This is a genomic window from Pseudoalteromonas luteoviolacea (assembly GCF_018100925.1).
Taxonomy (GTDB): domain Bacteria; phylum Pseudomonadota; class Gammaproteobacteria; order Enterobacterales; family Alteromonadaceae; genus Pseudoalteromonas; species Pseudoalteromonas obscura.
In genome coordinates this window covers 303,900-318,951 of sequence record NZ_JAGJEH010000001.1, presented here as the reverse complement: position 1 = coordinate 318,951, position 15,052 = coordinate 303,900, and the positions used below count along the sequence as shown (strand labels likewise).

The window sequence follows — 15,052 nt, the reverse complement described above, 5'->3', positions numbered from 1 at the left end:
ATAAGGTAGACTACTTCGGTTTTTTCTTTTCAGAGTTTTCTATCATGGACTGAGCTGCACTTCCTAAAATAAAGAATAAAATTGAAGCCACTACAAAAAGAAACACCTGTGCATAGATTACAAAACTAGATTTACCTTCACTAATTAAAATCAAAGTGAGTGTAGTGAGTGAAGGTATCAGACCAAAAACCAAAATGAGAGCTATCAACAATGATACTCTCTGCCAAATTACTTTTTGATGAATCAGTGAGCCTGAAACTAACTTGACTAGCAATTGGCCAAATAGAATTGCAGCTGCAAAACTCCAATCAGGTGCCTCTATAAAGCCACGAAAGTCTGCGGAGTAAGTTTTGACTATTCCTATAACGATAAACGGTAACAAGATAAATAAATACTCAGTAAGTATAATTACCCAAGCATCTATATGATTATTACTATTCATTATCTAACTCTAACTGTTGAAAGTTCAGGTCAACTTTATGATGAACTCTCGATATCTGATACTTAACATCAATTATTTCACCTTTTTTATCGTAGAAAATTAATGTTAAAAGATCACAATACAGAGCATCCCCAGGAGCTATAATCACTCTTCTCTGGTGAAACTTATTTAACCAAGTCGGATCAAGAAGCTTAGCTGAAATAGACCTCTTGTCTTTCATAAAATCCCACATAGAATTGCCAAGTAAATCAGGCTTTTTAACGATTAAAGTTTCTGTAGAGCTAGCCTCTTCAATACGATCAACAACAAGCGATTGAAGATCTTCGTCCGAGAGGTAAAAGTTTTTGTTGATTTTTTTAATCGTCGTGTGGCTTTTTAAATAGGCCTCGTCGATAGTATTAAGCGAATTAGTTGCCTTTCCTATCTCTGAGTAACCTTTAAGTAATCGGTGCTTATCCAGAGAGAATACGTTTGGAAATTCTTCCAAATCCATTTCATGCGCCATACTCGAAATACTTTGCTCCAGCGAGTCTATTTCGTCGATGCTTTTTATAGTTTCTTTATCATAAATAAACTCCAAAACTAACTCGGTGCACCTATTTAAATAGTCTGCCAAACGCCTCTTCTTATCACTGGTAACATCTCCTTTGATTCTTAAAGATAACCAAGATTCTAGAGAACCCTCTTTAACATTAGACAGTAAAAACTCTGACTGTGTTTCCACCGCAACAGAGTTTAGAAAACATAAATGGAACAACTCAATCGAAGAAATCAAATGACTCATTGAATCAAAAACTCTTTGCGGATGATGGGAGTTATGCTCAAAGTCAATTTTAATACAAATATCTTTAAACTCTATTTCTTCAACACTCATAAAACACCTCGTATAAAAATTACAACTGTCTCAACCGCGCAAACGTTACAAACTCATCACTGGCTTCCATGGCTGCATACTCTGGGTTTCTTGCCACAAGCAAGTAAGTTACTTCACCTTGCGCATTTATTTGTTTTTGTACATCGCGTAATAAAAATTGCTCATCGCCTGCACTATCAAAGCGCTCTATGGCAATGGTGGTATTGGTGTTCGAGCCTGCATTATCGGGTGTGATGCGCTCAAGTAGGAGTAGATCACCGTCTAAAATCGGGTGTTTGCCGCCGTTCATGGAATTGCCGCTGGCGTGTGCCAAAAAGTGTTTTTGGGGGTCGACTTTACCGCAGCCGTCAGGGGCTGGCATGGTTGCCATATCACTGGTGTCGCCCGTTTTAAAATGACCGCACGCGATTTTTAAATTCGGGAAGTATGGCAGCTGAACAATATCGGCTTCATCCGCTGAATTATCTTGTGGTGGGGTACTATCCTCTGAGGTCAATTCAGCGCCTATTGAGCTGTCGTTTTTACCCTCAACCACTTGATGATTGGCGTTGTTAGCTCGCTGCTGTTCAAGGACGGCTAACTTATCACTTTTACTTTTGAGGTAATTAGCTAGTCGATATTGGCTTAGCTCAAGTATGCAGTCATACAACTGCGCTACATCTTGCTCATCAACCTCAATGTTGAGCTTAAATAACGCATCCTCAATGGGTGTATTTACAGGTTGCTCAACCACAAACCAATGATGGTCTTTGCGCTTGTGTACTGGTTTAGCAATGTCAGTAAACGCATTTATCGGATTGATTAACCAATACTTAAACCAAGCGGCACTGCCTTTGGTTTTACTTTGATCTTTTTTTGCAATGTCTATAGCACGCAGCTGCGGGTAGTGCATCAGCACATCATAACTTTTATCGGCCAATACCTTTAAGCTGGGGGGATTTGAAAACCCGTCCAATGCAACAAACGCTTCCAGCAAAATAGCTTTAAAGCATTTGGTCATCGGTGTTTGCTCAACGCCTTTATGTAAGAATGCTTGGAAAGGTGCAAGCCAATGTGAGGTGATGGTTTTGCTGAGACCTGCATTTGCTACCAGCTCAAACCAACTGCCCTGCTGTTTGGCTTTTTTAATATCGCCATATTCATGGAAAAACTCACTGGCACTGGGGCCATGACCGAGTAGTTCGGCGAGGTTTTGATAGTCTTCAAGTGCATTGGTGCGCTGCGCTTTAGCAAGTTTTTGCCAAAAGTCAGTAATGGCCAAATCGTAATTAATAAAACAGCCATAGGGTAATGCGCTGTTCTGCTCGTTGTGCTTTAGTTTTGTCGCCAATTCCTTGGGTGAATGTGCGCCAAGCAAAGCATAGGGTTTGTTTAAAAAGCTGTGGTGATTACCAATAAAATCCATCACCACTAAATGGGTTTTATCCTTATGCGTTCTCAGCCCTCTGCCAAGCTGCTGCAAAAACAAAATTTTAGACTCGCTGGGCCTGAGCATCATCACGGTATCTATGCTCGGTATATCGGTGCCCTCGTTGAATAGATCGACACTGAATATGACCTTTAGCTTGCCAGATTCCAACTGAGCGAGCGCTTCACAGCGTTTTACTTTTGAGTCACCGTGTACGGACGCTGCGCGGATCCCCGCCTGATTAAAGTACTCAGCCATATGATCGGCATGCACTCTGGAAATACAAAACGCCAGCGTGCGCGTTTGTGCAAGCTTGTTGTAGTGCTGTAGTGCATGCTTGGCTCTTTGCTCTGTGGCAAAGTGGTTATCTAAGCTCTTTGGGTCAAACTTGCCGTTTCGCCATGGTATGGCGGTGTAGTCTACGCTTTCATCCCAAATACCGTAGTAATGGAATGGCGCGAGCGTTTTCGCATCTATGCCTTGCACCATGTTACGCTCATACACGAGGTTATTGTCACACAAGCCTAAAATATCAGCTTGGTCGGTGCGCTCTGGCGTCGCGGTTAAGCCCAGCAAAAACTGCGGGGTAAAATACGACAAAACATTGCGGTACATTTTACTGCTCGCATGATGAAATTCATCAATGATGATGTAATCAAAATGCGCTGCAGAGAAGTTAGCTAAATTACTGGTTTTACCGAGTGTTTGTACTGATGCAAACAAGCAATCTGACTCGATGTTTTTAGACTTTGCGTTGTAAAAACCAACTGTGCAGCCAAGTAGATGAGTAAAGGTTTTAGCGGCTTGTGTAAGGATCTCGTCACGATGCGCAACAAACAAGATTTTTTTAGCTTTTATCTTCTGTGCATCCAGTGCCGCGAGCCAAGTTTTCCCCATGCCTGTTGCCAGTACCACAAGGCCGCGTTTATAGCCATTGGCTCTGGTTTGGGTGAGCTTTTTTAGTGCAGCTTCCTGCTCTGGCCTTGGGGGGGACACCTCAAATGGTTCTTCATTGGTATCTGTACTCACAGCGCGAAATTCAGGTTTAACTCTGCGCTTTTGATAGTCGTCAATCCACTGCTCAGTTAGGTGAGTCACTTGTGGATGGTTAAATACTGCCTCAAACGCCCGTTTAAATTCAAAAAAGGCATCATCGTTTGTGCTTGGTGACACAGGAGAATAGTCATGCCGAAAAGCCCATTCGAGTCCGCTTGTCAGCGCCACCTTGCTAATATTGTTCGAGCCAACAAACGCGCTACCCTCATATATCTGCCCGTTTTCACCCTTTATTTTGGTAAAAATGTACGACTTCATATGAAAGCTATCTTGAGGTTTAGTCTCAAATACCCTCAGCTCTGCCCCTAAGCTTTGTAGAGATATAAGCGCTTTTAGTGCCTGTGGACAGGTATACCCTAAGTAATCAGAGGTAAGTAGTTTTAGGCTGGTGTCATTGCTTAACGCGGTATACAGGGCATCAAACAGTAAATTCAGCCCTGAACGCTGAATAAAAGAGACGGAAATCTCTATTTCGTCTGCGTGTTCGATGGCTTGCAGCAGCGCAGGAAGGAGCGGGTCATCTCCTCCGGTATAGAGCTGTTTTTGGGTGTTTAGTTGATGTGTTCTTCCTTGGTTAAAACTATTCACTTAATTAATCCTTCCTAAGTAAACAATTTAACCAAAGTTCGTTCTCTCGCCCGGGCCGCCTATCTTCAGTCACCCATACTTTTATGGCATCCATTGAGGGTAGCCCTTCAAGTAACTGCGCTAAGCCTTCTTCATCGAGATCTGAGAAGTGCCGCTCGCCGTGCATTCGTTCACCTTGCCCATGTTTAAAGGAGGCATACATGACCCCCTTGGGCTTGAGTGCTTGTTCAAGGTTTTGCATGACGCTTGGTAAGTTGCGATGTTCAACATGCAATAAACTGGCACACGCCCAAATACCATCGAACTCTGCAACGTGATTGAATGATTCAAAGCGTGCGTGTTGCACTGGTTGGTTTAGCAGGTTGGAAGCAATTTCAACGAACTCAGGACAGGCATCCATCGCGCTTACCTGAAAACCTTGCTTTTTGAATGCCAATGCATCACGGCCACTGCCACATCCTGCATCGAGAATATGCTGCTGCGAATTGGGTTTATCTTGCAGTGCTTGTAAGAAAGGCGTGTACAGTGGCTGCATATCTACATTCAGAGTAGCATCTGCAAATTCTTGGGCATGTTGACTGTAATAATGGAAAGTAGACTCGGACATCGCTCACCTTAAAAAATAATACTCTGCGGTGGCACGTATAGACTACTACTGACATTGATAGGTCCTGCTATACGCGATTTAAAAGTCCTTTAACCGCTTACTTCTAACTAATTGCTATTAACAAATAACTTTGTATTAAATAATTTATAGCTAGCCATCATTTAACACGATTTCCCACACTATTTATAGTGTTTTAGCTCGGTTATTGAGAACTTTTATGGATAAATTATGGCTGTATCAAAAACAAATAATCAATAAAACCCTTTAAATTAGCAACTTTTATGTTCTACGTCTATTACACCTAATTACAGCAATTCTATGATTTGCACTTATCTTTTGGGTAATATATTTATTCTGTGTAATTGAATAATATGCGGCTATATCTGAAACAAGTAGACCTTGAAATGTCTGAAAAATAAAAGTTACTTAGAGTCTAGGATAAATGGATCCTGACTTTCGTCAGGATGACGAGGTTTGAGTTCAAGATGACAGGGGTTGAGTTCAGGGTAACGATTGAGAGTAGCGAATATTCGCGTAAACTGGACAGTTTGAGATTAGCTTTCATTCTACACACTCGTCATTGTGGGCTTGCCCCGCAATCTATTCTTTTTTCAATCTGAATCATGAGCACTTTGAGTGTAAAACAAATGGATCCTGACTTTCGTCAGGATGACGGGGTTTGAGTTCGGACGACGGGGTCTAAGTTCGAGGTGACGATTGAGAGTAGCGAATATTCGCGTAAACTGGACAGTTTGAGATTAGCTTTCATTCTACACACTCGTCATTGTGGGCTTGCCCCGCAATCCATTTTTTTAAAAGGCTGAAGACCGGTACTTTGAAACTGAAAATGGATCCTGACTTTCGTCAGGATGACGAGGTTTGAGTTCGGATGACGGGGTTTGAGTTCGGACGACGGGGGTTGAGTTCTGGACGACGGGGTCTAAGTTCGAGGTGACGAGGTTTTAGCTCTGAATCACGACTTTTAATTCACAATACCACCATATTATTCAAACACTCCAACCAAAAAAGCCCACAATTGTGGGCTTTGGTTTAACATCTAATTGCCAGATTAGATTAATCACATGAAATGATATTGCCGTCTTTGTTGTAGCACTGCTGGCTTTGACCGATTTGCCAAACGCAAGTATAAGCTATGTTGTTTTCCATACAGTGTGTGTATGTACCGTACATGCCATTGCCAGGATTAAACGACACTTTCCACTCGTAATATGACCATGGCGTTGTTGCGCGATTGTCTAACCAACGATAAAACACCATTGATGAAACAATGTCGTATAAGGCATGGGGCTTTTGATTTTCTTTATAGCTACGCCAGCCATTTTTAAAGCCAGTGTGGGAGCCGTCCATTTCTACTACGGCATCTGCTGCGTCAAAATACGGATTATCGAAGTTACTGCGTTTATCCACTTTTGAAAGAAGGCCTTGATAATCATCTACCCAAGTTGTGCCTTCGCATTTATCTAGTAAGAACATACCTTTGTCATTGCCCTGACCGCACGAACCTTGTGGGGCACTGTCGCCAGTCCAAATGTAGTCGCCGTTTTTGCCGCCTTCAATTTTGGCATCATACCCCGTTGAAAGGGCAATGATCACATCATTACCCTTGCCACCTTCTTGATCAGAGAACTCGCCGTTGGTTACGATAATATCATCGCCATCATTACCCCACGCTTTGTGCCAGCGTTTATTATTCGAATTGCCGTCGCCATCTTCAAATAACGCATCATCTCCGTCGCCTCCATGCAAGCGGTCTTCACGGCCCTCATTACCCGCAAGGTAATCGTTGCCATCATCACCATATAAGGTATCACTGCCTTTACCGCCACTCAGTACATCGTGGCCATTGCCTCCGTAGAGTTTGTCTGCGCCATCTTTGCTGTGATCACAGTGCGGCGCATCGTAAATGTCACCGCCATTGGCATTTTCAAGTACACAGCCACCGCCGATGTAATCATTGTCATCGCCGCCGTACAGCCGGTCTTCACCTTGCCCACCCATGATCAGGTCGCCGCCGCTATCGCCTAAAATCTTATCGTTGTTATGAGCACCCATCAGTTTATCGTGGCCAGCTCCACCGCGAATGTAGTCGTTACCATAACCACCATCCACTTCGTCATTACCGTTGTCACCCAATATGGTGTCGTTGCCGCTGTTACCAAAAATCGTATCGTTATTATTTCCACCGCGAATATAGTCGCTCTGACGACCTGTAGTGATGTGATCGTTACCATCGCCGCCATACACCTTTTGAATGACATTTACATCCTTGCCATTGTATGTATCGTTACCACTGTTTAAGGATGCGTAAATATTGTCAATTTGGCTCAAATAGAATGTATCGCAGCTACTGCTGTTGCCAACTTTTCTGGTTACTTTTAAGTTGTCGCCAGACACACTCAACGTAAACTTTTCACTGCTATTCGTGCCATTAATTTTTAATGTATCGCCGTCAATGTAAGCGCTTGCGCCGTCACTTAAACCACCGCAGCCCGCCAACGCATAATTCGACAGGCCTATAGTTAAAGCAGCGCAGATTGCTCTTTTTTTAAATGTCATTTTGTATCCCCAAAGTAATTGATAAAAAGGCCTTTTATTCCTTTATTTGACCACTTTGAGGAGCCTAGAAAGCAAATAAGTAAGAAAAGTGAAGATATTCCGCCGGGGTGCTTTATGGCACATTTGGCGAGTAGTTTGGCAGAAATTGCCAGTAACAAATTGCAAAACAGCTTTGCTTTTCGCAAATTGACTTAACAAACCTTTATTTTCGCATTTTGATAAAAATCTCCGCCTTGTACCATATTTGCAAAATGCAAATATGGTACCAAAACCAGTTTAAGAAAAGCTCAGCACTTATCGTTACCTTCTGTTTTCAATGAATAAAGTATCTTAGACAACACATACGAAATAATATGGAGCCATTCTTGCTTGTAAGTAACTAAGTGTAACGACTGATTTGGATTTGCATGACAACACTAGAAGCAAATAACACCATCGTATTACTCGAAAAAAAATTGCAGCGTGCGCTGGCTGGCAAAGCACACGCTGAGGATTTGCTCGAGTCAAAGTCGCGCAGTTTGTATAAGGCAAACGAAGAGTTGTGTGCGGCGCTCGATGCGCTGAAAAAACAAGAAGAGCAATTGATCCAGCAAGAAAAAATGGCATCTCTGGGCCAACTTTCTGCGGGTGTGGCACATGAGCTCAATACACCTACTGGCTATGCAAGGTCCAATATCGAAACGCTAAAAATGTACTTGGTCACCCTGTTAGCTTACCAAGATGACCTTGAAAAAATGGTTCCCAATGAGCAGCAAATGCTGACGCTAAAGTCCAGTTATGATGTGGCCATTATCCAAGATGATATTCCTGATCTGATGGATGAGTCATTGTGTGGGTTAAACAAAATTGCTTCTATCGTCACTGAGCTGAGAAACTACACACACGTTGACAATGAAGAGATGGCACCTGAAGATCTTAACTTGGTGTTAGATCAAGCTATCAATTTGGCGCAAAGCAGCTTTAAACATCATGCGACATTAAACACACAACTTGGTCAATTACCCAAGCTCAGTTGCAGCGGAAATAGGCTGTGCCAAGTGTTTTTAAACCTCTTAATTAATGCCGGGCAAGCAATCGAAAAGCTCGGTAAGATAGACATTACAAGTAGTTTCGATGACAAAAACATTTATGTCACTATCGCGGACAATGGCATTGGGATCTCAGCACAAAACTTACGTAATATCTTTGATCCATTTTTTACCACAAAACCCGTTGGAAAAGGTACAGGCCTAGGACTATCTATTTCATACAAAATAATTCAACAACATAGGGGCCGTATTGCAGTTGAAAGTACAGAGGGAAAAGGGACAGTTTTTACCATTAGTCTGCCGCTTACACAGGAGCCCATATCATGAAAGGACATATATTTATCTTACTCGAAGAGTTTGTCAGTGAAGTCGCCGGTGAAGAATTATTATATGACGCATTGGAGGCTTGTTCGTTTGACACCAGTACAGGTTTTGTCCGCACGGAAAACTACCCAGACGAACAACTCATCGAATTGGTCGACATTGTGATCGAAAAAGCAGGGATCAGCCTAGAGCAGGCGCATTTTGGTTTTGGAAAGTGGTTATATCCTCGTCTGTCAGGCTTGTTACCAAAGCAATTTACAGACTACGCACACCCGGCTTATGTTTTAAAACAATTGGACGACTTGCATCACGTAGAATTAAAAAAGCTCTATCCTGACGCACAACCTCCTAGATTTCAATATGATGCACTTTCTCCCATCGAAGCTAACTTGATATACACATCGTCGAGGAGAATGTTCGATTTGGTTGAGGGCGTACTTGCTGGAATGGCACAGTTCTATGGAGTGCCATTGCATGTCACTAAACAAATTGGTTGGCAAGACAACCAGAACTGTGCCAAATACTCGATTGTTTATGCAAAAGAGGTTGCAGTTTAATACTATTCAGTCAGTACTCGCCTTTTCGTAGCTTTAAATCAGCGATAAACAAACGAAGTGGCAAGTACAATATCGCCAAACAACAGACAATGTAATGAACCGCTGATACTTGGCGATAGGCGGCCAACAAAATGTCATTTTCCAAATAACCGCGTAATATAAACTGAGCAAAAAACATTGTAATGTTGCAGGTGCTGCTATAGAAAACTACGCGGGTAGATTGAGAAAAACTGATATTTCGCAGTCTGTGAAGCGTGTATATACAAAGCATAAATGCGGTTAAAAAGCACATTTTAGTAAAATAAAATAGCCGCCTTCGAACCAAATAATCCATATCAGCATCAAGGATTGCTTGGTTCACATACCCATCTGTCATATACAACATAACTATGGTCCAAACAGTGATGCTCCAAGAAATCAAACTTTTCTCAGAGTCTGTTTTTACAGCTTGATTTCTATCATAGAAGAATCTCGCGCCTTTCTTTTTTATCATGTAAATCAGGTACATAAAAACAACAGGCACGACCACTTGATAGGTTCTTACTGCGATCCAGTTGTACAACTCGGGTTCTAAAGACTGTGCCACAGCATAGCCTCAGTCGGTTTAACACTCTTCTTGGTCATTTTTTCGACCTCTTATATATCGCTTGTAATCGGCAAATAGTTGTATTGCTAAGTATATAAATATTGCAACAAAATAACATATCTGGACACTCACCATGACCATTACAATCCAAGGCCGTAAAGCCTCTGATTCCAAGTAGCCCCTAAAAATCAATTGCATAAAATTCATGGTAGCGCTAGGTATAAACAAATACATAGACAGTCTAGAAAGGCGAGAGAATGTGCACCCTCTTAGTGTATGCAGTGCTATGATGATAAAGATAAAAAACAAGGCCAAGGACAATTTTATCACGTAAAATAATCTTCGTCTCAATAGATAATCCATCTCGAGCCCAATCAATGAGAAGTGGAGTACATGGTCAATCCATTGCAGAACAAACATGACTGAAATAGTTATTCCCCATGAAACTAGATCTTTATCTGACGTATCTGTTAATTTTAAACGCTTATCATAAAATATTGCGATGCCACGCCTGTAAGCTTGTAAAATAAAATAAAAGAATGCCGTATATACTGCAGTTCTGTAGCCCCAATATGCTATTGTTGCAAGTTCTATTTGGTCCGGTCGTGTCATAGATGAATTCTCAGTATATCTCTTTTCATTGCGGGCTTTATATTACCGTAATGACCTTATTTTGCTGTTTTTCAGTACTGGGTAGTTGAACTTAAAATCCAGTTGAAAGCAGTTTTGAGTCTTTAATCAACTTTTTTTCTTGCCGTATACCAACGTCGGTAAAGCCGTGATATGGGTAAAGTCAGTATTGTTATAGTCAGGTATAGATAACATAGAGATGCATTCGCTCGATACAATGGGCTTAGAATATTGGTTTCCATATACCCTCTTAAGATAAACTGCAAAAAGTGTACTGTTATCAGCAGTAAGTAAATGTAGTAAATAAACCTTGTTGCTTGAGAAAATGAGCACCCTCTTAAGGCATGCAGAGCATAGATTGCAAAAAAGATTACCAAGCCTGTACAAATTTTAAGTAGATAAAAGAGTCTACGCCTCAAAATGTAGTCCATATCCAAACCTATAATAGCGATATGCATAGGGTTATCAATAAACTGCATAATATAAACAACACAAAATGTTATTCCCCAAGAGACTAGATCTTTATCATCATCACTTTTTAACTCTCTAGACTTATCGTAAAACATAGATACGTCATGACGCTTTATTTCATAAATAAAATAGAACAAAGTAACAGTCATGATGACTTGAAAGGTTCTAAAAGGAACTGCAGGGTAGTTTTCAAATATGTACTGGAACACTGTTAATTTTCTCTTTCTACCAAATACCAAGCTACGCTCAGTCAACAAATAATCAGGACACTGCGATATCACACCTAGTCACACATTTAACCAACTCGAATTCGATAAGATTGATACAGTTCCTTTGCAGGGTATGACAGTAAAGTTATAGAAATTAAAACATTGTGAATTGCATTAAACACCCTATAGGCGGGCATTAAGATATCCGTATGTAAGTACCCTCTCAAAATAAACTGCACAAAGCTCAATGTCGCAATGGATATATAAATATAAAAAATCAACCGCGTTGACTGTGAAAAAGGGCAACCCCTGAGTGAATGTAGTACGTATATAGATGTCAAAAACATCAGTACAATCCACACTTTTACTAGATAGAAAAGTCGTCTTCTAAAAATATAATCCAAATCTGCGGTAATAATTGCATAGTTAATTTTATCGAAACCTATGAGAAGTACAAAAATCACCCCGAATGTAATCCAGTATGATACTAAACTTATATTGTCGTCATAATTTAGCTTAAAGCGCTTGTCATACAAAAACACGATTCCTTTTCGCTTTGCTACAAAAACAAAATATATAGCAATGCAAAAAACGCTAAGGTGAAGCCCTTTGAGCGCGATAAAATCGTATAATTCCATTTCTGGCATTTGGGACACGAAAACACTCCCTTCCTACATTTGGACTTGGTAAATCACTATGTGTTATCAATAGATATGGACAAGGTAAAATTTAAGTAGGGTCTATCTCTTAACTCCGGGTTGTATGCCAATCAAAATGCAAGTCTATAATAGGCTCAAATAGATGTAAAAACCACAATAAAATACACCAACAATAGCACCAAAACAACTCAATACCCTCAGGAAGATCAAGAACACTATATTCAACTTCCGCTATTAAACAGTCTTATTCTTACCATATTTTTGTTATTTACGCATTGAGTTAACATTAAAAACTGGCGAATACAGAAAAAATGCGTTCTGTTCTCACGTGGTCATTTAAAATCGTTGGTTATCATATTTGAACATAGAAAGCACCATCAAAGCTTAAGTCGCTCGAATTCGATAAGATTGATAGATCTCCTTTACAGGGTAAGACAATAAAGTAATAGAAAGAAAAAAGTAGTGAACCGCATTAAACCCCCGATAAACAGGGCTTAAGATGTCCGTGTGTAGATACCCTCTCAAAATAAATTGTGCAAAGCTAATTGTCGCAACAAGCATAGAAAGATAATAAACCAATCGCGTTGTATGTGAAAACGGACAGCCTCTGAGCGAATGTAGTGCGTATACAGATGTCAAAAACATCAGTACAATCCACACTCTAACTAGATAGAAAAGCCGCCTCCTAAATATATAGTCGATGTCTGCGGTAATAATTGCATAGTTAATTTGCTCATCACCAAGGTGAAGCACAAAAATCACCCCAAATGTGATCCAATAGGATACTAGTTTAATGCTGTAGTCAGAATTTAGTTTAAAGCGCTTGTCATACAAAAACGCGATGCCTTTTTTCTTTGCTACAAAAGCAAAGTATATAGCAATGCTAAACACACAAACTTGAAACCCTCTGAGCGCAATGAGATTATACAACTCTAATTCTGGCATTGGCGGCACGGAAACACTCTCTTTCTACGTTTTGGACCTAGTACAAACAATATTCAGCAACAATTAGGGAACGATAAAAACACTCGGAATTTAGGTTTTTTATCAAGCAGCGCGAGAAAAATCACCAGATGACACACCTGTAATAAGTGTGAAATTCACAATAAAATACAGCAACACACGCGCCAAAACAACTGGGAATTTCGCCTAGCAAAGCTTGGATAAAATAAATTATCTTTAAAGATAAATGAGATTGCTCAGAGCAGGGGTTAGTTCAAAGAGTAAAACTTGAAATCAACTGTCACTACCTCCTTTCGTCATTGTGGGCTCGCCCCGCAATCCATAGTCATAGCTGGTTGAATGATTGACGCTAAGACTGGAAATAGATGGACCCTGAAGACGGGATTTAGTTCAGAGACACGGGAGATTTAGTTCATGGAGATGGAATAGGGGTAGCTGGTGCTATTTCAAAGGGTAAAACTTGAAATCAACTGTCACTATCTCCTTTCGTCATTGTGGGCTCGCCCCGCAATCCATAGTCGTAGCTGGTTGAATGATTGACGCTAAGATTGGAAATAGATGGACCCTGAAACGATATATGGACTCCACCACATCTCACATACAGTGTATTGTGGTGTCGACCAAAACAAAGGAGTCCATATATGAATAATCGTAACGTGATTGCGCTCGAGTACGAATTACCATCCCGTTATGATTTAAAAAACATCTTCAAAAGAGTTCGACAACAATGTAATTAAAACGGTAAGACCAACCTTCTGAAAACCTGTCTGAACTTGAAGTGATAATACACTAGCGAAACGTTTAGGACAGAAGGTGCGAATAAATCAAAGGTTAGAGAGTCGCGCTCTCAAAAGAAACCGCATATACGCAAGCATCTTTAATTTTAAAAACATGTTGTCAAACAAGTAGAGTCCATATACAAGTTCAGGATGACGAGGTTTAGTTCAGGGATGCGGGTTTTAGTTCAGAGACACGAGAGGTTTAGTTCATGGAGATGGATTAAGGGTAGCTAGTGCTATTTCAAAGGGTAAAACTTGAAATCAACTGTTACTATCCCCTTTCGTCATTGTGGGCTCGCCCCGCAATCCATATTCGTAGCTGGTTGAATGATTGACGCTAAGGTTGGAAATAGATGGACCCTGAAACAAATTTAGGGTGATAAGGCTAAGTTAAAAGTAATCTCGTCACGCGCATCAAGGATGCCTGTTCGATAGGATAAGTTTTATATGGGCAAATAAAAAACATGCCCAATAATTAATAATGTATTCAAAGATAAAAATTAAAGGCATATAAAAAATTAAAAAACAACACACACCCAAACCAATCATTATTGCACTAAATCGATTTAACACCTTTTAACTTTACCAAAGCCACCAATTCACAGCTGACAATGTACAAATATAAGGCGCATATTATTTACAATTTCAAAAAACAAAACCACAAAGGCATCCATTTAAAATGCGAGGAAATATGAGTAAAAACATCTAAAAATTATGAGTTAACCTACAGGATGAAGAGGAACTTTACAAACCAAGCGCTTTAACAGATGTAAAAACTCTGATAATGTAAATATTGAACACTTGATTCAACAAGGAAATATAAAGTGAAATTAAAAATAAATAAAAAAGCAATTAAGTCACTATCAAAAGACAGCAAAGCGCTTCCTGTTATGCAAACGCCTAATGTAGCAGGTGGAGGTGGTAACCCTTTCCCAGCAACGGTTTTTGAAAAAGGCTGTCGTTGGTTTACACACATGCAAGTTGGAACATGTAAACACCCACTATAACCTGGTTAAAAACATGATGAATAGCTCAAGGTATTTAACTTGGGCTTTCTAATTCAAAATCAGCCCCTCCCTTTTAATATCTTCTAAATATTGATAATGCCATATCACACGTTATGCTCACTCTTGATTGCATAATCTTTCGAGAGAGTTTATCAGCTTGATTATCATTTACATATTACTCGGATCGTTTATTTCAGGCTTGCTATCCGTTTAAGTCTTAAAGGATAACAATAAACAGACAAGTGAACTTAACTGAAAAAGAAGCCACGTCCATGTGACTCTGCTTG

The 15,052-nt window shown here is 40.3% G+C and carries 11 protein-coding genes; 3 read left to right on the top strand and 8 right to left on the bottom strand.

The annotated features are described in order from the left end of the window. Positions 1 to 10: 10 nt before the first annotated feature. The 5 genes from J8M00_RS01200 to J8M00_RS01180 form a co-directional block, all read right to left on the bottom strand. Entirely contained in the window at positions 11 to 442 is a 432-nt protein-coding gene (locus tag J8M00_RS01200) for a hypothetical protein (RefSeq protein WP_211008555.1), read from the bottom strand. Next, positions 435 to 1,316 carry a hypothetical protein gene (locus J8M00_RS01195; protein WP_211008554.1) on the bottom strand — a complete coding sequence of 294 codons (882 nt, stop codon included), beginning with the start codon at positions 1,314 to 1,316 and terminating at the stop codon, positions 435 to 437. The genes J8M00_RS01200 and J8M00_RS01195 overlap by 8 nt, the downstream gene beginning before the upstream one ends. Positions 1,317 to 1,335: 19 nt before the next feature. Then, complete coding sequence (locus tag J8M00_RS01190) at positions 1,336 to 4,368, bottom strand: DEAD/DEAH box helicase family protein (RefSeq protein ID WP_211008553.1); 3,033 nt, start codon at positions 4,366 to 4,368, stop codon at positions 1,336 to 1,338. A gap of 4 nt (positions 4,369 to 4,372) precedes the next feature. Then, complete coding sequence (locus tag J8M00_RS01185) at positions 4,373 to 4,975, bottom strand: class I SAM-dependent DNA methyltransferase (protein WP_211008552.1); 603 nt, start codon at positions 4,973 to 4,975, stop codon at positions 4,373 to 4,375. A gap of 1,074 nt (positions 4,976 to 6,049) precedes the next feature. Beyond that, complete coding sequence (locus tag J8M00_RS01180) at positions 6,050 to 7,552, bottom strand: calcium-binding protein (RefSeq protein WP_211008551.1); 1,503 nt, start codon at positions 7,550 to 7,552, stop codon at positions 6,050 to 6,052. A 407-nt stretch (positions 7,553 to 7,959) separates the two neighbouring features. Here J8M00_RS01180 and J8M00_RS01175 point away from each other — a divergent pair, with 407 nt between their 5' ends. Further along, positions 7,960 to 8,907, top strand: coding sequence for a sensor histidine kinase (locus tag J8M00_RS01175; protein ID WP_211008550.1), 948 nt, complete (start codon positions 7,960 to 7,962; stop codon positions 8,905 to 8,907). Beyond that, the gene (locus J8M00_RS01170) at positions 8,904 to 9,461 is read left to right on the top strand and encodes a heme NO-binding domain-containing protein (protein WP_211008549.1); all 558 of its coding nucleotides are present in this window, start codon (positions 8,904 to 8,906) and stop codon (positions 9,459 to 9,461) included. Before J8M00_RS01175 ends, J8M00_RS01170 begins: the two co-directional genes overlap by 4 nt. Positions 9,462 to 9,471: 10 nt before the next feature. Here the strand turns inward: J8M00_RS01170 and J8M00_RS01165 are convergent, their stop codons facing one another. The 3 genes from J8M00_RS01165 to J8M00_RS01155 all read right to left on the bottom strand — a co-directional run bounded on the left by J8M00_RS01165 (position 9,472) and on the right by J8M00_RS01155 (position 12,961). Then, on the bottom strand, positions 9,472 to 10,047 hold the full coding sequence (locus tag J8M00_RS01165) for a hypothetical protein (protein WP_211008548.1): 576 nt from the start codon (positions 10,045 to 10,047) through the stop codon (positions 9,472 to 9,474). Positions 10,048 to 10,781: 734 nt separating this feature from the next. Continuing rightward, on the bottom strand, positions 10,782 to 11,357 hold the full coding sequence (locus J8M00_RS01160) for a hypothetical protein (protein ID WP_211008547.1): 576 nt from the start codon (positions 11,355 to 11,357) through the stop codon (positions 10,782 to 10,784). A 1,043-nt stretch (positions 11,358 to 12,400) separates the two neighbouring features. Beyond that, positions 12,401 to 12,961, bottom strand: coding sequence for a hypothetical protein (locus tag J8M00_RS01155; protein WP_211008546.1), 561 nt, complete (start codon positions 12,959 to 12,961; stop codon positions 12,401 to 12,403). Between the two features lie 1,621 nt (positions 12,962 to 14,582). Here J8M00_RS01155 and J8M00_RS01150 point away from each other — a divergent pair. After that, positions 14,583 to 14,765, top strand: coding sequence for a hypothetical protein (locus J8M00_RS01150; protein ID WP_211008545.1), 183 nt, complete (start codon positions 14,583 to 14,585; stop codon positions 14,763 to 14,765). Positions 14,766 to 15,052 lie beyond the last annotated feature (287 nt).

Excerpts from the sequence above, each read along its gene's own strand:
- J8M00_RS01175 (WP_211008550.1), top strand. The coding sequence starts at position 7,960 with ATGACAACACTAGAAGCAAATAACACCATCGTATTACTCGAAAAAAAA.
- J8M00_RS01180 (WP_211008551.1), bottom strand. The coding sequence starts at position 7,552 with ATGACATTTAAAAAAAGAGCAATCTGCGCTGCTTTAACTATAGGCCTG.
- J8M00_RS01155 (WP_211008546.1), bottom strand. The coding sequence starts at position 12,961 with ATGCCAGAATTAGAGTTGTATAATCTCATTGCGCTCAGAGGGTTTCAA.
- J8M00_RS01195 (WP_211008554.1), bottom strand. The coding sequence starts at position 1,316 with ATGAGTGTTGAAGAAATAGAGTTTAAAGATATTTGTATTAAAATTGAC.
- J8M00_RS01185 (WP_211008552.1), bottom strand. The coding sequence starts at position 4,975 with ATGTCCGAGTCTACTTTCCATTATTACAGTCAACATGCCCAAGAATTT.
- J8M00_RS01200 (WP_211008555.1), bottom strand. The coding sequence starts at position 442 with ATGAATAGTAATAATCATATAGATGCTTGGGTAATTATACTTACTGAG.
- J8M00_RS01170 (WP_211008549.1), top strand. The coding sequence starts at position 8,904 with ATGAAAGGACATATATTTATCTTACTCGAAGAGTTTGTCAGTGAAGTC.